Origin of the sequence: Alkalihalophilus pseudofirmus OF4 (assembly GCF_000005825.2) — a bacterium.
In the GTDB taxonomy this organism is placed as follows: Bacteria; Bacillota; Bacilli; order Bacillales; family Bacillaceae_D; genus Alkalihalophilus; species Alkalihalophilus pseudofirmus.
Window position 1 is genome coordinate 3,736,040 of sequence record NC_013791.2, and the last position, 21,619, is coordinate 3,757,658.

General features: G+C 40.9%; 17 protein-coding genes. 4 read left to right on the plus strand and 13 right to left on the minus strand.

The genetic code is table 11. The annotated features are described in order from the left end of the window. Window positions 1-130 precede the first annotated feature (130 nt). From BPOF4_RS18585 to BPOF4_RS18595, 3 genes are all read right to left on the minus strand, one after another. Window positions 131-832, minus strand: a complete 702-nt coding sequence (locus BPOF4_RS18585; RefSeq protein WP_012960800.1) for an SDR family oxidoreductase — start codon at window positions 830-832, stop codon at window positions 131-133. A gap of 257 nt (window positions 833-1,089) precedes the next feature. After that, a complete protein-coding gene (locus BPOF4_RS18590) occupies window positions 1,090-2,460 on the minus strand; it encodes a YjiH family protein (protein ID WP_012960801.1) in 1,371 nt (456 codons plus the stop codon). 159 nt (window positions 2,461-2,619) lie between these two features. Further along, entirely contained in the window at window positions 2,620-4,068 is a 1,449-nt protein-coding gene (locus tag BPOF4_RS18595) for a glycoside hydrolase family 32 protein (protein WP_012960802.1), read from the minus strand. Between the two features lie 196 nt (window positions 4,069-4,264). Between BPOF4_RS18595 and BPOF4_RS18600 the strand changes: the two genes are divergently transcribed. After that, entirely contained in the window at window positions 4,265-5,203 is a 939-nt protein-coding gene (locus tag BPOF4_RS18600; RefSeq protein ID WP_012960803.1) for an ATP-grasp domain-containing protein, read from the plus strand. A 499-nt stretch (window positions 5,204-5,702) separates the two neighbouring features. Here BPOF4_RS18600 and BPOF4_RS18605 read toward each other — a convergent pair whose 3' ends face one another. Continuing rightward, on the minus strand, window positions 5,703-6,329 hold the full coding sequence (locus BPOF4_RS18605) for an FMN-dependent NADH-azoreductase (protein WP_012960804.1): 627 nt from the start codon (window positions 6,327-6,329) through the stop codon (window positions 5,703-5,705). Between the two features lie 211 nt (window positions 6,330-6,540). Between BPOF4_RS18605 and pdxK the strand changes: the two genes are divergently transcribed. Together pdxK and rarD are read left to right on the plus strand one after the other, a co-directional pair. Further along, entirely contained in the window at window positions 6,541-7,344 is an 804-nt protein-coding gene (pdxK, locus tag BPOF4_RS18610; RefSeq protein WP_012960805.1) for a pyridoxine/pyridoxal/pyridoxamine kinase, read from the plus strand. Between the two features lie 59 nt (window positions 7,345-7,403). After that, window positions 7,404-8,357, plus strand: a complete 954-nt coding sequence (gene rarD / locus BPOF4_RS18615; protein WP_012960806.1) for an EamA family transporter RarD — start codon at window positions 7,404-7,406, stop codon at window positions 8,355-8,357. Window positions 8,358-8,401: 44 nt separating this feature from the next. Here rarD and glnA read toward each other — a convergent pair whose 3' ends face one another. The 9 genes from glnA to BPOF4_RS18660 all read right to left on the minus strand — a co-directional run bounded on the left by glnA (window position 8,402) and on the right by BPOF4_RS18660 (window position 19,514). Then, a complete protein-coding gene (gene glnA / locus BPOF4_RS18620; protein ID WP_041822524.1) occupies window positions 8,402-9,769 on the minus strand; it encodes a type I glutamate--ammonia ligase in 1,368 nt (455 codons plus the stop codon). A 281-nt stretch (window positions 9,770-10,050) separates the two neighbouring features. Then, complete coding sequence (locus BPOF4_RS18625; protein ID WP_012960808.1) at window positions 10,051-10,506, minus strand: DinB family protein; 456 nt, start codon at window positions 10,504-10,506, stop codon at window positions 10,051-10,053. A gap of 78 nt (window positions 10,507-10,584) precedes the next feature. Further along, the gene (locus BPOF4_RS18630; RefSeq protein WP_012960809.1) at window positions 10,585-11,463 is read right to left on the minus strand and encodes an NAD(P)-dependent oxidoreductase; all 879 of its coding nucleotides are present in this window, start codon (window positions 11,461-11,463) and stop codon (window positions 10,585-10,587) included. Between the two features lie 528 nt (window positions 11,464-11,991). Then, window positions 11,992-13,026 carry a siderophore ABC transporter substrate-binding protein gene (locus BPOF4_RS18635; RefSeq protein WP_012960810.1) on the minus strand — a complete coding sequence of 345 codons (1,035 nt, stop codon included), beginning with the start codon at window positions 13,024-13,026 and terminating at the stop codon, window positions 11,992-11,994. An 86-nt stretch (window positions 13,027-13,112) separates the two neighbouring features. Further along, the gene (locus BPOF4_RS18640) at window positions 13,113-13,871 is read right to left on the minus strand and encodes an iron ABC transporter ATP-binding protein (RefSeq protein ID WP_012960811.1); all 759 of its coding nucleotides are present in this window, start codon (window positions 13,869-13,871) and stop codon (window positions 13,113-13,115) included. Then, complete coding sequence (locus BPOF4_RS18645; protein WP_012960812.1) at window positions 13,865-14,812, minus strand: iron chelate uptake ABC transporter family permease subunit; 948 nt, start codon at window positions 14,810-14,812, stop codon at window positions 13,865-13,867. Before BPOF4_RS18645 ends, BPOF4_RS18640 begins: the two co-directional genes overlap by 7 nt. Next, window positions 14,802-15,755, minus strand: a complete 954-nt coding sequence (locus BPOF4_RS18650) for an ABC transporter permease (RefSeq protein ID WP_012960813.1) — start codon at window positions 15,753-15,755, stop codon at window positions 14,802-14,804. Before BPOF4_RS18650 ends, BPOF4_RS18645 begins: the two co-directional genes overlap by 11 nt. A gap of 204 nt (window positions 15,756-15,959) precedes the next feature. Continuing rightward, a complete protein-coding gene (cshA, locus tag BPOF4_RS18655; protein WP_012960814.1) occupies window positions 15,960-17,468 on the minus strand; it encodes a degradosome RNA helicase CshA in 1,509 nt (502 codons plus the stop codon). Window positions 17,469-17,852: 384 nt separating this feature from the next. Beyond that, a complete protein-coding gene (locus tag BPOF4_RS18660; RefSeq protein WP_012960815.1) occupies window positions 17,853-19,514 on the minus strand; it encodes a glycoside hydrolase family 13 protein in 1,662 nt (553 codons plus the stop codon). A 455-nt stretch (window positions 19,515-19,969) separates the two neighbouring features. Here BPOF4_RS18660 and BPOF4_RS18665 point away from each other — a divergent pair, with 455 nt between their 5' ends. Next, the gene (locus BPOF4_RS18665) at window positions 19,970-21,613 is read left to right on the plus strand and encodes a PTS transporter subunit IIBC (RefSeq protein ID WP_012960816.1); all 1,644 of its coding nucleotides are present in this window, start codon (window positions 19,970-19,972) and stop codon (window positions 21,611-21,613) included. Window positions 21,614-21,619 lie beyond the last annotated feature (6 nt).

A 21,619-nucleotide genomic window follows, 5' to 3' on the forward strand; every position in this document is an offset into this window, starting at 1 on the left:
AATCCGTCATTTGGGTAGACGTATCCCGTTCCTCCATTTTAGGTCTTGCCTGCATAATCAGTAACAATCCCACTTATGATGTTTTCGCTTACATTTTAACTGCTTCAACAGTTTCCGTCAAACACTTTGTTTACTTTTTTGGCTTTTTATTTCGAATGATGACCTCATCAACGGAAAGGTTCGTTCGCTCATCAAGATTGTGAACAATAATTTCTGCCACATCCTTTGGCTGCATTAACATTTTACGCTTTTCATCTGAGAATATGCCATCCCAAAACGGAGTATCCATGCCGCCCATATAAATACCGCTGATTCGAATCATTGTGTCACTGAGTTCAGCCTGCAAACTCTCAGTAAATCCACGAACAGCAAACTTACTTGCCACATAGCCCGATTCATTCGCTTTTCCTACAAGCCCTGCAGTCGATACAATATTAACAATCGTTCCTTTGTTACGTTTTTTCATTTGAGGAAGGACCGCTTGTGTTGGGTAGATTGTTCCTTTTACATTTACATCAAGCATCGTACAAAGCTCTTCTGTGCCAAGGTCTTCTGCTAATCCAAAATATCCTACACCTGCATTATTAATCAGCATATCCACTTCGCCAAACTCTTCACTCAGCTGATGAAAAACGGAAGCTACCTCTTCTTTGTTCACAATATTAAGCGCGTGAGCTGAATAACTTCCTTCTTGGCCGTTAAAAGAAGACTCTAGCTTTTCTTTCGACCTTCCAAGCAAACAGACATGTGCTCCCTTTAGTCCATAAAGTTTTGCAAGAGCTGCACCTAATCCGCTGCTTGCTCCTGTAATCGCTACTACCTGCTTTTTCATAAGGATTCACCTGCTTTTGTTTTTATTCGAAGGCTCGGTGCTGCCATTGGGTCAGTCTTAAGCCGTTTTGCTTTGGTTCACATGTTAATTGTATTAAAGACGAAAAGGATTGCGTCACCACAATCCTTTTATGCATCCATTGATTACTACTGCGTCAGTCGAGATCTTTATTGTGTGCGTTGAGCGTCTTAATGTATCAAGATCCTACGTTATTGCGTCGTTTCAGCTGCATAGCTTAATACTCATCCATTCAACCATTAAAAAATCAAGTGAGCCATTAAAACAACAACCGGCAGTGTAATTAGCGTACGCTCAATAAAGATAATCACTAGATCTGTAAACGATACTGGCAGCTTAGATGCTAGAAGCAGTCCGCCAATTTCAGACATATAAATTAATTGAGTAACAGATACGCAGGCGATAATGAAACGCGTCATTTCATTTTCAATGCCGCTGCCGATAATTGCCGGCAAGAACATATCTGCAAATCCAATTACCATTGTTTGAGCAGCTGCTGCAGCTTCTGGTACCTGCATGATTTGAAGAAGTGGAATAAATGGTGCACCTAACCACTCAAATACAGGCGTATATTCAGCAACAACAAGTGCCGCTGTACCAAGAGCCATTACTACAGGTATCACTCCAAGCCACATATCAAGAACATTTTTCATGCCGCCTTTGACATTTGAAGCGAAGCCGTTATTCGTTGTCGCTCGCTCTAACGCTTGACGAAGCCCTGACTTAAAGGAAGCTCCGATGCTTTGACGTTCTTCCTTTGCATCGTATTTCTTATCTGTAATATACGTATCTGCTTTTCTAGACAAAGGAGGGATACGCGGCAAAATAATCGCTGCTACAAACCCTGCTAATACGATAGTGCCGTAGTACGGCAAGAATAAGTGCTCCAAGTTCATATAAGACAAAATGACGATACTAAACGTAATCGAAACGACAGAGAAGGTGGTCCCAATAACAGCTGCCTCACGTTTTGTATAATAGCCATCTTCATATTGTTTATTCGTAAGCAGAACCCCGATCGTTCCATCACCCATCCAAGAAGCCATACAATCAATCGATGAGCGTCCCGGCAGAGTAAATAATGGACGCATGATACGGTTTAATATGGATCCAACAAGCTCCATTAAACCAAAGTTCATTAATAGAGGTAAGAAGAACCCAGCAAATAAAAATACAGAAAATAAAATAGGGATTAGATCAAACAGTAAAAGACCACCCGTGTCTTCTGACCAAATAAACTCTGGCCCCCACTCCATCAATGTTAAAACAGCAAACAACACTCCAAACACTCGAATAATTGTCCACGTCCAGCCTACATCAAATAAGGCTTCGACCAGCTCGCTTTTTTTCGCAAAGGCAGGCTTTGCTGCTACAACAAATACTGTCATAATCACCGAGAGGACAAGAAGAATCGTCATTGCTAACGGAAGTACATCAGCAAATGCTCCCTCTACAATACCTGCCAAAAAGGCTACAGGAATCGTAATATCTCCGTCTATAACAATCGGTGTCATAAATAATAAAATACCAATCAAAGAAGGAAGGATGAATGCTAAATAATGTTTAGCGGTAAATCGCTTCTTTCTTTCTGCTTGATTAGATGAATCCATACTATCCCTCCGAACTAACCACATCTAATATGACTGCAAAGTGATGATGAGTGATCAATCATCTCACCGTATAATTATGCTATTCTAAGAAAATAAAAAGCCTACACACTCACCCTCTTGATGAGGTGCAGGCTTGGTTCACTTGTTAATCATACTAGCCTAGTATAACATCCACGCTTGCAGTTGAACAGATGTCGGTTGTCCTGTTTTAAAGGTAATATTTTTCTCGTTTTCAGCCGGGTAAATTCGAGCGGTAAATACTTCTGCCCCGTCATTTACAAATATCTCAATTGATGAAGAGTCTAAGAAAACACGAAGATTTTTCAGCTCGCTGATCTCACAATGACGCTCTTCAATCGTTTTGCCATCCACAAAGCTGATTCGGCTCAGCGTCAAGCGCTTTTTTTCAGGGGAATACGTAATCGTTGCATGATTACGCATCTGAATCGTTACTTCACTTGAAGGATTTTCGTTAAACGTGAGCTCATATTCTAAACGTTCTCCATCAATCCCTGCGAAAGCTTGCTCTTCTTCATTCAATACCACATTATGATAAATGACTTCATCATGTCTAAGTTTCTTTAACTCTTCTACCGGCAGTTGATAGAGCTTGCCATCTTTCACTCTAAGTTCACGAGGCAAAGTCATCGCATGGATCCATTTATATTCAATGGTCGGGTGGTCTTCCTCGCGTTCTTCAGGCAGCCCTAACCAACCGAAGAGCAGGCGGCGCCCTTGATCATCTTCTGTCGTTTGCGGAGCATAAAACTCAAAGCCTCGATCCATTTCCACAAACTCACCGTGATCAAACCGAGCGTTTTCATAATCCATTTTTCCGATAAAGTAGCCTGCTTGATAAATATTTTGATATAACATTCCCTCAGGTTCTAATCCTTGAGGAGAGAGGATTAGAACTTCTTCGCCGTCTAGCTCAAATAAATCTGGACATTCCCACATATAGCCGAAATCTTCTAAGGACCCTACGTGCGCACCAGCAATTGCCCCTAAATGTTCCCACTTGTATAGATCACTAGAACGCAAGAGGGCAGCTTTTCCTGTAAGGTCCTCGCTTTGAGCCCCGACTACCATATAGAAATAATCATCACGCTTCCAAACTTTAGGGTCACGAAAATGAGCTGTATAACCTTCCGGAAGCTCAACAACGACTCCTTTTTTATCAAACGTAAAACCATCTTCTGATTCTACTAATACTTGATAGCTCTCTCGATTATTGTGTTCATCTTTTACATTGCCTGTATAAAATAAATACATCTTTCCGTTATGTTCAATCGCACTCCCGGAATAACAGCCATTCTTATCAAACCAATCACTAGGTGCAAGGGCTATCTCATGGTGCTCCCAATTGACTAGATCACGCGAGGTGTAATGTCCCCAAAATTTTGCGCCATGTTCTGTTTTAAACGGATTCCATTGATAAAACAGATGGTAGACACCCTTGTATTGAATAAACCCATTCGGATCATTTAACAAGCCGACTGGCGGCATTAAGTGATACCCTAGGCGAAAACGATCACTTTCTACTAATGATTTATGTGTTTCAACTTCCTGATAAGCGGCTTCACGTAATTGTTTATCACGATCAGACATTATACAGACAACTCCTTTTTTTCGCATCGTACCTGCTTCTTCTCTGCGTTATCGTATCGCAGAGAGACGCTCGGTGCAACTTCTTAGTATTTTTCTATGTTATTAATGTTGAGCAAGCTTGTACCATAAAGAGCCCCAATGCGTTATAATCTTTATATCATATAAGAATAATAAGGATTAAAAGGAGAGCTGACTAATGACTGCAAAAATATATGTCATTCACGAAAATGAGGAGTGGACAGAACCGCTTCGAAAAGAATTAGAAGCTCTTGGTCATCCATTTGAAACTTGGCATCTGGACCAAGGAATGATTGATCTCACAAAAGAACCTCCACAAGGAATTTTTTATAATCGCATGAGTGCTTCTTCTCACACCAGAGAACACAGATATGCACCAGAATTTACAGGGGCTGTGCTTGATTGGCTTGAAGCTCATGGCCGTATCGTGCTTAACACAAGCCGTGCCCTTAAGCTTGAAGTGAGCAAAGTCGCACAATATACAGCCCTTGAATCCTTTGAAATTGAAACGCCGAAAACAATGGCAGCTGTCGGGAAAAAACATATAATAGATGCGGCTGAAGCATTCGGCGATGCTCCATTTATTACAAAACATAATCGAGCAGGAAAAGGACTTGGCGTTCAGCTATTCGAGAATACAGACGCACTTAAAAAGTATGTGGAAGGACTGGATTTTGAAGAGCCGATTGATGGGATTACTCTTTTGCAACAATATATTCAATCACCAGATTCAACGATTACTCGCTGTGAATTTATTGGGGGAAGGTTCTTTTATGCTGTGGAGGTAGACACATCAGAGGGTTTCGAATTGTGTCCTGCTGATGCTTGTCAGATTGGCGATGCTTTCTGTCCAACGACCGCAGAGCCAAAAGAGAAGTTTAAGATCATTGAAAACTTTAATGACCCAATTATTCATAAGTATGAGGCTTTCCTGCTTGCTAATGATATTCATTTTGCCGGGATAGAATTTATTCGTGATGCTTCGGGGAATCTCTTTACGTATGACGTTAATACGAACACAAACTACAATCCTGACGCAGAACGAAAGGCCGGTAAGTTCGGCATGAAAGAAATTGCGAAGGTTCTTGGAGAATTGTACGTTGAGCATTATAGCTAAATGTGAATGAAAGTATGGGTATCTCGTTAGAACACAAAAAGCGACCCTTTCAGTAGTTGTTGATCTCCGCTGCAGGTACTCGCTTTTCCCGGGTGTCGGTGCCTTCCGCTACAACCAACGGAGGCAAGGTGTTGTATAGTACCCCCATTATAAGTAGCTTTTAAATGATCTCTAGCAGATGAACTCACTTTTATAATTTGCATTGAACCATAATTAAATCATTCCACTTAATAATTACACAAAGCAGTAACCAAGCGGATGAAATATGTGGAGACTCCTGCGGTGCCTAGAGCAGGGCTGAGATCCCACAGGGCAAAAGCCCGAGGAAGCTCAGCAGCTCACCGCAGAAAGCGAAGCATATTTCAGAAGCGACAACTATGCTATCCCTTGTTTGAGGCACCTTCTTTTAGGTTGCTTTTGAAAGATAATTAAATTACTCCACTTAGTAATCAAAAAAGCGCTGGGAGATTTTCTCTCCCAGCGCTTTTACTGTTCATAATTAAAATGCTTTTGCTGTCTTACGTACTTCCTCAAGTCCGTTGGCAATAATGTTCTCTGCTTCATCCGGCATTTGGTTATGGCCTTCGATGATTACAGTTGAAAGCTGCTCAATTCCCCAGAAGCCCATCACTGTACGCATGTAGTTCATAGACATTTCAAGCTGAGCCATTGGTCCGTTTGAATACACACCGCCACGTGCATTTAATAACGCAACTTTCTTGTCACCCATTAATCCTACAGGACCTTCTGGTGTGTATTTAAATGTTTTGCCAGCACGGCTTAGGTAGTCTACATACGTGTGTAATGCTGCAGGAATCGTGAAGTTCCATAGTGGGAAAGCAAATACGACTTTATCCGCACTAATGAACTGCTCTAGGTAACGATCGTTTAATTCACGAGCCGCATCTTCCTCTGGAGTTGTAGCAATTTGCTGCATAGGCTTAAACAGTCCATTCAGCATTGTTGCATCAAGGTAAGGAAGATTTTCTTTATATAGATCCAACTCAATAACTTCATCAGTTGGGTTTGCTTCTTTATAAGTTGTGAGGAATTCCTCGTACATTTTTACGCTGACTGCTTCCTCTTTCGTTCTTGGATTTCCTTTTACAAATAATACAGTTGCCATTGGTTTATCTCTCCCTTTTTATATCTCTATAAACTTTCTATACTTTTTTGTTTACTAAATAAAGTATAGTAACATTCTTTTCATTCGTCAATAGAAAAGCTCATTACACTTTATGGTTTTAGATTTCCCATTTATCTCTTTCATACTTTCCCTTATAATGGAGGACAAGTAAAAACGATCGAATCGTTGCATACTAAAGGAGTGTACATCTATGACAATGAAAAAAGCGTTAACCATTGCGGGTTCAGATACAAGCGGCGGAGCAGGACTGCAAGCAGACCTTAAGACATTTCAGGAACTTGGCGTTTACGGTATGAATGCCTTAACGGTAGTAGTAGCGCAGGATCCTCACAATCATTGGAATCATGAAGTGTTTCCTCAAGATGTGGGACAGCTTGAAAAGCAAATTGAAACAGTTCTTGCTGGCATTGGCATTGATGCAGCGAAAACAGGAATGCTTGGGCGAACAGAAATTATAGAGCTCGTAGCTAAGAAAGTCGATCAATATACTATTTCAAACTTTGTTGTTGACCCAGTTATGGTATGTAAGGGAGCAGATGAGGCATTGAATCCAGAAACGGATGCCTGTCTGCGTGATGTTTTAGTACCAAAAGCATTAGTGGTAACACCAAATTTATTTGAAGCAGCACAGCTAAGCGGACACGGCCCGATTACAACGATCGGTGAAATGAAAGAAGCTGCTGCCGCCATTTCTGAGCTTGGTGCAAAGCATGTAGTTGTAAAAGGCGGAAGCAAACTTGATCATGAGAAAGCGGTCGATGTGTACTTTGATGGAAAAGATTTCACACTGCTCGAATCAGAAAAGATTGACACAACGTTTACTCACGGAGCTGGCTGTACATTTGCAGCAGCTATCACCGCAGAGCTAGCAAAAGGACGCTCTGTAGAAGAAGCGATCCACACAGCAAAAGAGTTTGTTAACACAGCTATTAAGCATTCATTCCGACTTAATCAATATGTCGGGCCTTTAAAGCATATAGCTAATAGAGGGTAAGTACGATTCAGGTCTGGCATTTGTCAGACCTGTTATGTTTATAGAAAGGCAGTGACAAGGTGCAACAATCTAATACGCAGCACTCAGAACAAAAGATAGGGATTACAGCCGCGATCTTTGCTTATATATTATGGGGAATCCTACCTCTCTACTGGAAACAGCTTGAACATGTCACTCCAGGGGAAGTATTAGCCTACAGAATAATTTGGTCCCTTGTTTTTATGGTTGGTATCTTAGCGTTAAGAGGACAGATTGGCTTTTTTGTACAAGAGGTTAAACGTCTTCTTACCAGTAAAAAGCAAACAATCGGCATGATTTCAGCCTCTGTTTTTATCACGTTAAACTGGTTTGTCTTTATTTGGGCGGTAACGAATGAACGGATGGTAGAGGCGAGCCTTGGCTATTATATTAATCCGTTAGTTAATGTCCTTCTTGCCATGATATTTCTTAAAGAGAGGTTTACTCGCTGGCAAGGAGTATCTTTCGCCCTCGCATTTATAGGAGTGACATTAATGACTGTTTATTACGGGGTTATTCCGTATGCTTCTTTCTTGCTTGCTATTACCTTTGGAATCTATGGACTTATGAAAAAATTAGTCAATGTCGGTGCACTGGTAGGACTAACAATTGAAACAATGTTGATGACCCCTTTTGCTCTGCTTTATGTGTGGTTTGCCAAACCTGAAGCGGGCATTTTTTCAGCACACTCTCTTGAAACATGGATGCTGTTAATTGGAGCCGGGGCCGCAACAGCTATACCACTTCTGCTTTTCTCTGTTGGTGCAAAAAGGATCTCCTTGTCATTAATCGGGTTCCTTCAATACATTGGACCGACCTTAATGCTTCTGTTTGGTGTATTTCTTTATAAAGAGCCCTTCAGCTTGATCCAATTGGCTGCGTTTATTTTCATATGGATCGGACTCCTTATTTTCACTACTTCCGGCACCCCTGCCTTTAAAAAATTAACAGCGAGGCGAAGTGTTCCTCTGCACACAAAAGAAAAAGGAATGTAACCTAAAAAAGCATGCAGCCAAATGACTGCATGCTTTTACTATTCTTAAAACTTCGCTTGATAAGCTGCTACTTCCCAATCAGAAACCGTTGTACGGAAGTCATCCCACTCACCGCGTTTTAGTTCAACATATTCTGAATATGCATGTTCACCTAAAGTGTTGCGGCCAATCGTACCTGCTTCAAAATGATCTAGAGCAGACTCAAGGTTTGTCGGCAGGTTCGAAATACCGCGCTCAAAGCACTCTTGACGTGTCATGCTGAAAATATCATCATTGACTGCTGGAGGTGCAGTCAGTTCACGCTCAATTCCATCAAGACCTGCTGATGCAACAACAGCAAATGCAAAGTAAGGGTTTGCTGATGGATCCGGGCAGCGGATCTCAACGCGAGTACCAGCGCCGCGTGTTGCTGGGATACGAATAAGAGCTGAGCGGTTTGAAGCTGACCAAGCAATATAACAAGGAGCCTCATATCCAGGGACGAGACGTTTGTATGAGTTGACAAGCGGGTTTGTCACTGCTACAAAATCTTTCACGTTATCAATTAATCCGGCAATAAATTGATAAGCTGTTTCAGACAGCCCTAACTCATCCGTATCATCATAGAAAGCATTTTCTTGTTTTTCAATATCAAACAACGAGATATTTGTATGCATTCCGCTGCCGTTTGCCCCTGCAAGCGGCTTTGGCATGAATGTGGCATGAAGACCATGCTGTCCTGCTACTGTTTTCACAACCCATTTATACGTTGTTGCTGCATCTGCCGCCCCAAGGGCATCTGCATACTTGAAGTTAATTTCATGCTGGCCGATTGCCACCTCGTGATGCGAAGCTTCAATCGTGAAGCCCATTTTCTTTAATACTTTATAAATTGCTAAACGAACTTTTTCGCCGTTATCTTTTGGTGATGGCTCAAAATATCCCCCGACATCTTGTGTTTTTAATGTAGGCTGTCCCGCATCGTCCGTCTCAAATAAGAAGAACTCAAGCTCTGGACCCACATTGATTGAATAGCCCTTTTCCTCAGCACGCTTAACCGTTTCTTTTAAAACGTTGCGCGGGTCGCCCAAAAAGTCCGACCCATCAGGCTTTTTTACGCTGCATAAAAACCTCGCTTCAGAATACCCTTCCTCTTCTGTCCAAGGAAGTACAGCAAATGTGCTTAAATCAGGCGTTAAATATAAGTCTGATTGGTTAATCGGTGTGAAGCCTGTAATTGATGAACCATCAAACATCACTTGACCGTTTACTGCTTGATCTAATTGTTCAGATGTAATTGTTACATGCTTTAATGTTCCTTCAATATCTACAAATTGCATATGCAATAGCTCTACATGTTTTGTCTCAATCGTTGCACGAATTTCCTCAATTTGGCTCTCTCTCGTTGGTACTGATACAGTTGTCATCCCCATCCACTTCCTTTTCATAAAGTATTTTTTCTCTGTTTTTTATTACTTTATGTTGTTGAGTGAATTTTCGCAATACTTATGTTAGATTATCTAACATGGAATATGAGTGAGCTAATTTTACGTAAAAAAGGAGCTGGGAATATTCCCAGCCCACTCAAAAAAAGGATAAAGGGGGTCGTGCTTGCTTGCTGCACCTTTACCTTATCAATTGTCACAAGCACTAGCAACAGCTTCTCGCTAGTCTTAATAAGATCTCTATACACTTCACGAATCCTTTACATTCTTTATACTTTTGTGAACTTCATTAACTTATGGATCGTGCTTAAATGCATCGCTTCATGACCGACTGAAAAAACGGTCAAATCACCGATTGTCGGCATATCAAACACATTACCAAGCGGCTCCCTATCTAAGTTGCCCGTTAACTTTTGTTCAAGCTTTGCAATCTGGCCTTCAAGCTCTGCTTTAATTTCTTCTAAGGACGGAACAGCATCATCCCAATCTTTCGGGCTTGTCCCTTTATCGAAATACGTATCATACCCCTTAGGATAACTAGGAGCTTCTCCAAGCATTTGAGCGGTTAAACGGTCATGGATTACAACAATATGGCCAGCGTTCCAACGGATATTATTATTAAACCCTTCTGGAATTTGATCAACTTGATTCTCTTCTACCTTTTGCAGTGTTTTTAACGTAAAAGCACGCCAAGTGTTTAACTGTCTAAATAGTGTTTGTTCCATGTTTACTACCTCCTAAGTGTATGTTGTAACGTGTCTTTCCACTCTATTCTAGTAGGAATGTCGATAGATTGGAAACGATTACGCTTGATCGACATAGAGTTTAATTAATGCTTGAGTTCCTGCATCTTCAAATCCGCGCGTCACTAGCTCCTCATACATTCCCTTAGCAAGTTTCAACCCCGGTGTATCAAGACCTAGTTCTTCTGCCGACTCTAGCGCAATTGTCATATCTTTCACAAAGTGCTTAATATAAAACCCCGGCTCATAGTCTCCTGCTATCATACGTGGAGCTAGATTGCTAAGTGACCAGCTTCCTGCTGCTCCCCCGCCAATACTTTTAAGTACTAGATTTGGATTCAGTCCTGCCTTATCTGCGTAACTAATTGCCTCTGAGACTCCTATCATATTTGTGGCTATCGCAATCTGGTTGACCATTTTTGTATACTGCCCCATTCCTGGTCCGCCTTGCAGTACAACATTCGTACCCATTGCCTGAAAAACAGGAAGTGCCTTGTTATAAGCTTCTTCGTTACCACCAACCATAATCGTTAAACGAGCTTCTCTTGCTCCAATGTCCCCGCCAGAAACAGGAGCATCAAGTGCGGTCATCTGATGTTTGTCAGCAGCTTCAGCAATCTCTTTTGCAAGAGTGGGAGATGAGGTCGACATGTCAATCAAGATGCTGCCTTCTCTTGCGTTATTAAGCAGCCCCTCTTCACCAAAATAGATTTCTTTAACCTCACTTGGAAACCCTAGCATCGTAATGATTACATCTGCTTTTTCTGCTGCTTCTGTGGCCGATTCACACCACGTACAGCCTTCTTCAATGAGATCTTCTGCTTTCGACTTGGTCCGTGTATAAGCATTCACTGAGAACCCTTTTTTCATTAGATTTTTAGCCATGCTTTTTCCCATAACTCCTAAGCCGATAAACCCAATTGATTTTACGTTATCCATTCAAACAACACACCTTTCGTATATGTCATCTATTCTCGATTTTTAGCAAAATTCCTTTTAAACACCTAAAAAGATTAGATTTATCTAGCAAAAGTGAGTAGCCCCTGCAATAATTGTTGATTTCCGCTGCAGGCACACGCTTTCCGCGGGCGGTCCGGAAGCCTCCTCGTCGCTTTGCTCCTGTGGGGTCTTCCCTGGCCACGCACATCCCGCAGGAGTCGGTGCCTTCCGCTCCAATCAACGGAGAAAGGATGTTGTTATGTTGCTCCCTCATTATAAGCAGCACTTAGTGAATAGAACTGAGCCTATTAACTAAATCACTCCACTCCATTTTTGGAAAGAGCATTAACTCAGCGGATGAAATATGCGTAGACTCCTGCGGTGCCTAGAGCAGGGCTGAGATCCCACAGGGCTAAAGCCCGAGGAAGCTCAGCAGCTCACCGCGGAAAGCGAAGCATATTTCAGGAGCGGCAGCTATGCACAAAAAAAACGACCTACATAATGTAAGTCGTCTCCGTTATTTTACTATTACTCAATTCCTGCTTTCACTTCTTCTACCATTTCAGATACAGCCGTTAATCCGCCGCTTGTGATGTACCAGTTTACCGGATCTAGGTAAACAATATTTCCTTCTTCATATGCACGAGTTGTTTTGACTAACTCATTTTCAACCGTCTGCTGACCGGATGACTCACCGCCAACGACTGCCGCACGATCGATGACAAACAAGTACTCAGGATCTTGCTCTACAATGTACTCAAACGAAATATTCTGCCCATGGTTTGTTACCTCAATTGAATCATCTGTCGGAGTTACTCCAAAGTCATCGTGAAGAAGACCAAAGCGAGAACCAGGACCATACGCGCTGATATCGCCATCATTAGCCATGATTAAAAGACCGCTTGTTTCACTTGCTGTTGCTGTTTCATGCAACTCTTCGATTGATTCCTCAATTTCAGCTAATTTCTCTGCCGCTTCCTCTTCTTTTTCGAAGATTTCAGCTAAAGTCGTTACATTCCCTTTAAATGATTCTACATAATTTGTTGTATCGACACCCATAAAGATTGTCGGTGCGATTTCGTTTAACTCTTCGTACGCTTCTGCTGCACGGCCGCTAATAATAATCAGGTCCGGCTCCATTCCATAGATTGCTTCAAAATCAGGCTCAAATAAAGTACCTGCATTTTGATATTCTTCCCCTTTATACTTTTCAAGATAGTCAGGTACATTTTCTTGAGGCAATGCTGTCACATTTACACCTAATGTATCTAATGTATCAAGAACACCCATATCAAACACAACAACCGTTTCAGGATTTTTAGGAACAACCGCTTCTCCTAAATCATGTGTAATAGTGACTTCAGACGCTTCTGAATCGGCATCACTATCTGCCTCAGTTTCTTCTGTATCTTCAGCCGCTTCTTCTGTTTGTTCTGCTTCTACATCAGCTGAAGCCTCTTCTGCATTGTCACTTCCGCACGCTGCAAGAACTCCTGCAAAGATTACTAATACGAACAGGAACATAATTGGACGTAATGACAATGAACGTAATGTTTTACTCATCTTACCCACTCCTATATTTCTTTTTTTATTTATTTAATAGAATGACAGTTAATCATCCTTCTATTACAAAATGATAAACACTAGCCTTACACAAAATAGACGCAGACTCTTTGGTTATTAATATCATTAATCTGGATATCCATATCATAGATTTCCTTTAAAGCATCGTTATTAATAATCTCGTGAGTCGGCCCTTCCTTAACGACTTTGCCGTCTTTTAATGCGACAATGTAGTCTGAGTAAAACGAAGCAAAATTAATATCATGAAGCACGATAATGATCGTCTTACCGAGTTCTTTAACCATACGCTTTAACACTTTCATAATTTGTACAGAGTGCTTCATATCAAGGTTATTTAGCGGCTCATCCAATAGAATATACTCGGTATCCTGAGCAATAACCATTGCAATAAATGCACGTTGTTTTTGCCCGCCGCTTAACTGATCTAAATACTTATCTTGGATGTCACGAAGCTCCATATAATCTATCGCCTCATCAATATACTTCCAATCTTCTTTTGATAGATTCCCTTTTGAGTAAGGAAAGCGGCCAAAAGAAACAAGATCTTTAATCGTTAAGCGGATGTTAATATTATTTGCTTGTTTTAAGATGGATATTTTCTTTGCGAGATCTCCACTTTTCGTTTCATTGATCTTCGCATCATCAATAATGACTTCCCCTGTATCGGCATCAATAAGACGGCTGATCATTGAGAGCAGCGTACTTTTACCTGCCCCGTTCGGGCCAATAAAAGAAGTGATCTTCCCTTTTTGAATTTTGATTGATACATCATCAACAACTTTTTTCGTACCATACAGTTTTGAGACCTTCGTAACTTCTACCATTTTTTACTCTCCTTTAATAAAAGATAGAGGAAATATACACCACCGACGAAATTCACGATGACACTAAGCGGAGTCGCAAATGAAAAGATTCGCTCTACAATTAATTGACCGCCAACCAGTGCAATAATACTAATCAGCATGGCCGCTATGATAATGTAGGAGTGCTTATAGGTTTTCATAAACTCATAGGCGACATTTGCGACTAATAATCCTAGGAAAGTAATTGGCCCGACTAGAGCGGTTGCAATTGAGATCAGCATCGCAACGATGACTAGGAGACGTTTAATCACATAATCATAATCAACCCCTAAATTAATCGCATGCTCTCTACCAAGCGAGAGCACATCTAAGTACTTGTTAAACCTGAAATAGTAAAGACTGATCAAGAAGAACAAGATGATAGAAAGCCATAATAGGTCAGTATTGACGTTATTAAAGCTTGCGAACATCCTGTTTTGCACCGACAAAAATTCATTCGGGTCAATAATAACCTGCATAAATGTAGACAGGCTGCCAAACAGCGTCCCAAGGACAATCCCTACTAATAACAAGAAGAATATATTCTGGCCGCCTTTTTTGAATAATGTTTTGTAAAGCAGGCCAGCAAATAACACCATTACGATCACTGAGATCCCAAAGTTTAGGTGCTTATTTAACACCATCACACTCGTAGAGCCAAACATGAAAATAAGAAAGGTTTGGATCAGCATATACAAGGAATCAAGCCCGATAATACTAGGCGTTAAAATTCGGTTGTTCGTGATCGTTTGAAAAATTACCGTTGAAAAAGCTATCGCTGCACCTGTGATAACAATGGCAAAGATTTTCGTTCCTCTTCTAGGAAGGGCGTATTCCCAGTTGTTTAGATCAAAGAATAAAAAGAGTACAACAAGCGTAAGCGACAATCCAGCTAATACAATTAACTTCGTTTTATAACCCATGTTTTTTTCTCCCGAGTAGAAGATAAAGAAAGATTCCGCTTCCAATCACACCGACAGTTAATCCTATTGGAATCTCGTACGGATAAATAATAATACGCCCAAGAATGTCACAAAACAGTACAAATACAGCTCCTAGAAGCGCCGTGTGCGGCAGGTTCTCTCTTAAATTATCTCCTTTATAAATCGTTACAATGTTTGGAATGATCAGCCCTAAAAATGGAATCATTCCTACAGTTAAAACAACAACTGCAGTAATGGCAGCGACAATTACCAGGCCGATATTAACTACTTGCTTATACTTCAAGCCTAGGTTCTTTGAAAATTCCTCACCCATTCCAGCAATCGTAAATCTGTTAGCAAATATGTACGCGACAATCAATAAAGGAATACTGATATAGAGCAATTCATAACGACCGCGGATAATGACCGCAAAATTCCCTTGCAGCCAGGATGACATGTTCTGAATTAAGTCATAACGGTAAGCAAAAAAGGTGGTCACCGATCCGACGATGTTTCCAAACATTAAGCCGACAAGAGGAATGAAGATTGTATTTTTAATTTTGATCCGCTCAAGGATTTTCATAAAAATGAACGTTCCTGCCAGCGCAAATAAAAAAGCAACAATCATCTTTTGCAGCGGGCTTGCTGAAGCAAATAAGATCATGCTCACTAAAATACCCAGTCTTGCTGAATCAAGTGTTCCTGCGGTGGTCGGTGAAACAAACTTATTTCTTGTCAGCTGCTGCATAATTAATCCGCAAATACTCATCCCAACGCCTGCGATGATAATACTGATCAGACGCGGAATCCGGCTCGTTAAGAAAATATGTTTCTGCTCGTCTGTCATATTGAATATTTCTAAAGGCGAAATATCAGATACTCCTACAAATAAGGAACCAAATGACAATAAGATAAATAAAAGTACTAAGTATTTAATCTTCATAGCTCTTCCTAACTTGGTTTAACGATTTAAACACATTATTTTATTGATATTCGTTATCATTCTCAACAACAATGATATTCATTATCAATGAGAATGTCAATCATTCTTAATTAATTTCTCTTACTTTTTTCAAGAAACTAATCAATTGTTCTTAAAAATCACATAAAAAAAGCCATTCTCTAATGAGAATGGCTTACTAAGAAATTATGCTTGTTTTGATTTACGGTATTGGCCGCCTGAACGATTTCCTTGACCACCTGAACGACGGTCACGGTTACGATCATCTTTACGGAAGCTGCCGCCAGGACGACGACGGTCACGGTTGCGGTCATCACGACGTCCGCCGCCGCTGCGGTATGGCTTGCCGCTGCCGCCTGAACGATGCTTTTTCACACGTAAAGGTGCTTCACCCGTTAATTTCACATCTGTAGTATCTGGCTCTTTTGTAAGAAGCTTTAATGCTGCAGCAAGTGCTGTTGTCGCATCAGATTCTTGTAGAAGATCCTTAGCAATTGCACGGTAAGCATCCGCTCCGCCTTCAGCAATTAATCCACGAAGCTGCTCAACAGCTAGCTCTTGCTGGCCTTTAATCGCTTCTTCGTACGTTGGAACTTCACGACGAGTCATTTTCTTCTTAGATACTTGTTCAATTGTTTTCACGTGCTCACGTTCCCTAGGTGTAGCAAACGTTAAAGCTAATCCTGATTTACCAGCACGCCCTGTACGTCCAATACGGTGAACGTAGCTTTCAGGATCTTGCGGCAAGTCAAAGTTATACACATGAGTAACGCCTGTGATATCTAATCCACGTGCAGCTACATCTGTTGCTACTAACACATCAACAAGTCCGTTTTTGAATTTACGAAGGACACTGTCACGCTTTGCTTGGTTTAAGTCACCGTGAATTCCTTCTGCACGGTATCCACGCTTCGTTAACGCTTCAGAAAGCTCATCAACACGACGCTTCGTACGACCGAACACAATGGCAAGCTCAGGCGTATGAATATCAATGAAACGGCAAAGTGTATCAAACTTTTGACGCTCATGAACTTCAACGTATTGCTGCTCAATGTTCTCCATTGTTACTTCTTTAGATTTAACAGCAATCAGCTTAGGCTCGCTCATAAATGTTTGTGCTAATTTCTCAATACGCTTTGGCATAGTTGCTGAGAAAAGTAATGTTTGGCGCTCGTTAGGTACTTCACTTAAGATTGTCTCAATATCTTCAATGAAGCCCATGTTAAGCATTTCATCCGCCTCATCAAGTACAACCGTTTCTACTTGTCCTAGACGAATCGTTTTACGACGCATATGGTCCATTAAACGACCAGGCGTTGCTACAACAACATGTGGTTTATTTTTAAGGTCACGAATCTGCTTACGCATATCTTGTCCGCCGTATACAACTACAGTACGAACACCTTTGTATTTACCAAATTTAAATAATGACTCCGCTACTTGATTTGCAAGTTCGCGAGTCGGTGCAAGAATTAATGCTTGCACGTGATCATTTTCAATATTAATGCGATCAATTAACGGTACACCAAACGCTCCGGTTTTCCCCGTACCTGTTTGTGCTTGACCAATAATATCTTTACCTTCTAGGGCTGTTGGAATCGTAGCCGCTTGAATCGGAGTTGCTTCCTCAAAACCCATTTGTGTTACTGCTCGAACTACCTCAGAGTTCAAACCAAATTCATAAAAAGTTGCCAAATCGAAAATCTCCTTTATCTTATCTGATTTTAGCGCCTTGGTGAGCCTATCCTGCGACACGTAAAAGATGTCACATAAAAGAGTTCAATCACCTCTTTTGGCTCCCCGTAAGCCTAACATCTTCTCTATTAGCTATTATATACGTACGTAGAAAGACCATACCCCACAACGATCTGGAATATGGTCGTTATAACGATGCTATGTGTCGCCTATTCCCAAAAAGGTCGGCGCAAATTTCCTTTTAAAAACAAATTCAATCATACCACGTGGGTCATAGAAAAGCAACGTAAGGAAACTTTATTATTTAGTTCATTAACAAAACTGCCACTATTTACACCCAAAAAAGCAGTCCCTTATTAAAGAGACTGCCCAAAATAGATCATTTTATGCTAATCGGTACACTCTCGCCTCATAAGGACGAAGAGAATCGAGCGAACCGTTTGCTGTATAATTCGCAAGTACGAGCGGAGAGTTTTCTGATAAGTCTAGGCTTCTTAAGTCCGTTTCAGCCTCTGTACCAAACATGTTCACAAGGATCACATATTTCTCCTCCCCGAGTGTCCGCGTATAAGCATATACTTCTTTATGCTCAGGGAAAACTAGATCATACTGACCATACATTAAAACGTCTGTTGATTTGCGAAGTGCAATCATCTTTTTGTAGTAATGTAAAATGGAGTCCTCTAGCTGCTCCTGCTTTGCTACATTGATGTCACTGTAATTAGGATTCACGCCAAACCAAGTTGACTCGGCTGTAGAGAAACCAGCATTTTTCGAGTCATCCCATTGCATCGGCGTTCTCGAATTATCGCGGCCTTGCTCCCAGATAATCTCCATTATCTCTTCATGAGAACGGCCCTTAGCTGTTTCAATCCGATAGAAGTTTTTCATCGAGACATCATCATACTCTTCAATCGTATCAAATTGTACATTCGTCATGCCGATCTCTTGACCTTGATAAACAAATGGCGTGCCTTGCATGAAGAAAAACATCGTTCCAAGCGCCTTTGCACTCTCAGACCAATACTCTTTATCATTTCCCCAAGTCGATACACTCCGGGGCTGGTCATGGTTTTCAAGGAATAATGCATTCCACCCGCGGCCTTCTAACCCTTTTTGCCACTTAGTCAGTGTTTCTTTTAAGGAAATAAGATCGAGCTCACCGCCCGTTTCCTTTCCCCAAAGACCTAGATGCTCAAATTGGAAGATCATATTAAATGCACCGCGATCTTCTCCTACCCAATCATCTGCTTGATCAAGCTTTACACCGTTCGCTTCCCCAACGGTCATCACATCGTATTTAGCTACCGTTTCATTTTTCATTTCTTGAAGGAACTTATGGATTCCCGGGCGATTCATATGTCCATCAAAAGAAGGGACATAATCAAGTCCTTTTGGGTTAGGAAGATCAGGCAGCCCGTCGATTTTCTTGATATGCGAAATAGCATCAACGCGGAAACCGTCAATTCCCTTATCCATCCACCAATTCATCATGTTATACAGCGCCGCGCGAACATCACCGTTTTCCCAATTTAAATCTGGCTGTTTTGTAGAGAAAATATGCATGTAGTACTGCTTTGTCTTCTCATCAAATTCCCACGCGGGTCCGTTAAAAATTGACTCCCAGTTATTAGGCTCACTTCCGTCTGCACTTGGATCACGCCAAATATACCAATCACGTTTTGGATTATCGACGGATGAGCGTGATTCGATAAACCAAGGATGCTCATCAGACGTATGGTTGATTACTAAATCAATAATCAGCTTCATATCACGATTATGAACTTCTTTTAACAGTTGATCAAAATCATCCATATTCCCGAAGTCTTCCATAATATCTTGGTAATCACTAATATCATACCCGTTATCATCATTCGGTGAACGGTACATTGGACAGATCCAGATCACATCAATTCCTAGACCTTTAATGTAATCAAGCTTTTGGATCACCCCTTGCAGATCACCAATCCCATCACCGTTCGAATCCATAAAGCTTCGTGGATACACTTGATAAGCTATTGCCTCTTTCCACCATTTTCTATCCATTTGAATCCCTCCAACTGTTTAACATTCAAAATAAAACGTTTACATTATTAAATATTTATAAATTCATATCTGCCTTAGGAACGTATGTTGACAGCTTCAGACAAACGTTTGCACATTTTCTTTGCTCATTTATTATAGAACGGATTATAAAAAGTTACAACGCTTTCTCTTGATTCCCTCTTAAAATCCCTAACGAAAATAAACGAAACCATCCTTATTTCCCGCACTCCACAAAAATAAATATTGTCTTTTAAGCAAGGCAGGACAACGATCTAGAATAAGAACTGAGAGAAAACACGGTAAAAAACACTTGCAAGTTAAAAAAATCTCTACTAGAATAACTTCTGAGCAAACGTTTGCATTAGAGCGCACAACTCGCTTTTTGAAAACGGATTCTGAAAACGATTTAATTTATATTTATTTAATATAACTTTAGTTAATTGAGGAGGATTTACATGAGACAGCTTATTTCATTTGATTTTTGGCAAAAGCTAGGGAAAGCATTAATGGTTGTTGTAGCTGTTATGCCTGCTGCAGGGATTATGATCTCGCTTGGGAAACTCATTGCGATGAGCGGCGGCGATTTGGCAGCAGTTGCAACAACTGCCCGCGTAATGGAAGACATCGGGTGGGCGATTATCACTAACCTTCATATTCTATTTGCTGTTGCAATAGGTGGGTCGTGGGCGAAAGAGAGAGCAGGCGGAGCTTTCGCTGCAGTGATTGCTTTCATTTTAATTAACCGTATTACTGGTGCATTATTTGGGGTTAATAATGATATGCTGCAAGACCCTGAAGCAACGATTACGTTCTTTGGCCGTGAATTAGTTGTTAGCGATTACTTTACATCAGTACTCGGAGCACCTGCCCTAAATATGGGCGTATTCGTTGGTATTATAGCTGGTTTCTTAGGAGCTGTACTATTTAATAAATACTATAACTTTGATAAGTTACCGCAATCTTTATCATTCTTTAATGGAAAACGATTTGTACCTTTTGTCGTGATATTTGGATCTACTATTACCGCACTTGTTCTGTCATCATTCTGGCCGTTTGTGCAAACGCTGTTAAATGACTTTGGACAATGGATTGCAACTTCACGAAATACCGCACCTGTCATTGCACCATTTATTTTTGGTACACTAGAGCGCTTATTGCTGCCATTTGGACTTCACCATATGTTAACGGTACCGATTAACTATACAGAACTTGGCGGTACGTATGTAATTCAAACTGGTGAAAATATCGGCCGTGTGGTTGCCGGGCAAGATCCGCTTTGGCTTGCGTGGGTAACAGACTTAACAAACATGCTTCGTGCTGGCGATGTGGCTGGATATAATCAATTACTTGAAGAAGTTACACCTGCACGCTTTAAAATTGGTCAAATGATTCTTTCATCTGCTGCCCTGATTGGTGCTGCATTAGCTATGTATTTAAATGTTGATAAAGAAAAGCGTCACAAATATAAGCCTATGTACTTATCTGCTGGCTTAGCTGTATTTTTAACCGGTGTAACAGAGCCGATTGAGTTCATGTTTATGTTTGCAGCTCCACTTCTTTATGTGGTCTATGCTGTATTAACTGGTTTTGCCTTTGCAGCTGCTGATGTCATTAACTTGCGAATTCACTCATTTGGATTTATCGAGCTATTAACAAGAACTCCAATGTCGATCTATGCAGGCCTTGCTCGCGACCTTCTGAACTTTGTTGTTGTCTGCCTTGTGTTCTTTGGATTAAACTTCGTCGTCTTTAATTTCTTAATTAAGAAAATGAACCTTCCAACACCAGGACGTAACGGTAACTATTTAGAAAACGAAGAAGAAGGAAAAGGCTCATCTGAAAAAGCGGAAGTAAGTAAAGACGGCCTTGCTGGAAAAATCATTGCCTTACTTGGCGGAGAAGAAAATATTGAAGATGTAGATGCATGCATGACTCGTCTTCGTGTAACAGTAAAAGATCCAGAAAAAGTAGCGAAAGAAGCGGAGTGGAAAGAAACGGGCGCCCTTGGTTTGATCGTGAAAAACCGTGGTGTTCAAGTTATTTATGGTCCAAAAGCAGATATAATTAAGTCGGATGTACAAGACCGATTAGGAGCGTAGATGCCT

What these genes read in the sequence shown, in the direction of transcription:
- BPOF4_RS18630 (WP_012960809.1), bottom strand. Translation starts at nt 11,463, where the DNA reads ATGGATAACGTAAAATCAATTGGGTTTATCGGCTTAGGAGTTATGGGA.
- BPOF4_RS18640 (WP_012960811.1), bottom strand. Translation starts at nt 13,871, where the DNA reads ATGGTAGAAGTTACGAAGGTCTCAAAACTGTATGGTACGAAAAAAGTT.
- BPOF4_RS18660 (WP_012960815.1), bottom strand. Translation starts at nt 19,514, where the DNA reads ATGGATAGAAAATGGTGGAAAGAGGCAATAGCTTATCAAGTGTATCCA.
- glnA (WP_041822524.1), bottom strand. Translation starts at nt 9,769, where the DNA reads ATGGGGATGACAACTGTATCAGTACCAACGAGAGAGAGCCAAATTGAG.
- BPOF4_RS18585 (WP_012960800.1), bottom strand. Translation starts at nt 832, where the DNA reads ATGAAAAAGCAGGTAGTAGCGATTACAGGAGCAAGCAGCGGATTAGGT.
- BPOF4_RS18665 (WP_012960816.1), top strand. Translation starts at nt 19,970, where the DNA reads ATGAGACAGCTTATTTCATTTGATTTTTGGCAAAAGCTAGGGAAAGCA.
- BPOF4_RS18590 (WP_012960801.1), bottom strand. Translation starts at nt 2,460, where the DNA reads ATGGATTCATCTAATCAAGCAGAAAGAAAGAAGCGATTTACCGCTAAA.
- BPOF4_RS18645 (WP_012960812.1), bottom strand. Translation starts at nt 14,812, where the DNA reads ATGGGTTATAAAACGAAGTTAATTGTATTAGCTGGATTGTCGCTTACG.
- BPOF4_RS18635 (WP_012960810.1), bottom strand. Translation starts at nt 13,026, where the DNA reads ATGAGTAAAACATTACGTTCATTGTCATTACGTCCAATTATGTTCCTG.
- BPOF4_RS18650 (WP_012960813.1), bottom strand. Translation starts at nt 15,755, where the DNA reads ATGAAGATTAAATACTTAGTACTTTTATTTATCTTATTGTCATTTGGT.
- BPOF4_RS18605 (WP_012960804.1), bottom strand. Translation starts at nt 6,329, where the DNA reads ATGGCAACTGTATTATTTGTAAAAGGAAATCCAAGAACGAAAGAGGAA.
- BPOF4_RS18595 (WP_012960802.1), bottom strand. Translation starts at nt 4,068, where the DNA reads ATGTCTGATCGTGATAAACAATTACGTGAAGCCGCTTATCAGGAAGTT.
- BPOF4_RS18600 (WP_012960803.1), top strand. Translation starts at nt 4,265, where the DNA reads ATGACTGCAAAAATATATGTCATTCACGAAAATGAGGAGTGGACAGAA.
- pdxK (WP_012960805.1), top strand. Translation starts at nt 6,541, where the DNA reads ATGACAATGAAAAAAGCGTTAACCATTGCGGGTTCAGATACAAGCGGC.
- BPOF4_RS18625 (WP_012960808.1), bottom strand. Translation starts at nt 10,506, where the DNA reads ATGGAACAAACACTATTTAGACAGTTAAACACTTGGCGTGCTTTTACG.